Annotated in this window: 1 protein-coding gene; it reads left to right on the top strand. The window is 68.2% G+C overall.

Features of this window, described 5'->3' with window-relative positions; genetic code table 11:
• Window positions 1–535, top strand: a 535-nt coding sequence (locus tag FJV41_RS49885; protein ID WP_141649584.1) for an AMP-binding protein, incomplete at both ends; no start/stop codon positions are given.

Here is a 535-nt window from a genome sequence, read left to right as displayed (position 1 = left end):
CACCCGCCTCGTCTCTTCTTCCTTCATCTCCTTCGCCGCTTCCGACGTCTGGCTCCACGCAGCCCCCGTCGCCTTCGACGCCTCCACCCTCGAAATCTGGGGCGCTCTCCTCCACGGCTCCAAGCTCATCCTCGCTCCTCCTCATGCCCTGTCGCTCGAGGAGTTGGGCGCTCTGCTTGTCCGCGAGGGCATTACCTCCCTCTGGCTCACCGCCGCTCTCTTCGAGCAGATGGTGGCGACTCAACCCGTCGCGCTGGCTGGTGTCCGCCAGGTCCTCGCCGGTGGCGACGTCCTGCCGCCTTCTCGCGTCCGCGAGCACCTCTCGCGGCTGCCCCCGGGCCACGTCCTCGTCAACGGCTACGGCCCCACCGAGAACACCACCTTCTCCGCCACTCACTCGCTGCGGAGTGGGGACTCCTTCTCTCGCTCCGTCCCCATCGGCGCTCCTCTCTCCAACTCCTCCGCCTTCGTCCTCGACGCCTCCTTCCAGCCCCTGCCTCCGGGCGTCCCTGGAGAGCTCTTCGTCGGGGGTGAC

The sequence above is a fragment of the Myxococcus llanfairpwllgwyngyllgogerychwyrndrobwllllantysiliogogogochensis genome (genome assembly GCF_006636215.1).
Lineage (GTDB): Bacteria > Myxococcota > Myxococcia > Myxococcales > Myxococcaceae > Myxococcus > Myxococcus llanfairpwllgwyngyllgogerychwyrndrobwllllantysiliogogogochensis.
This window is presented reverse-complemented; position numbering and strand designations above follow the sequence as displayed.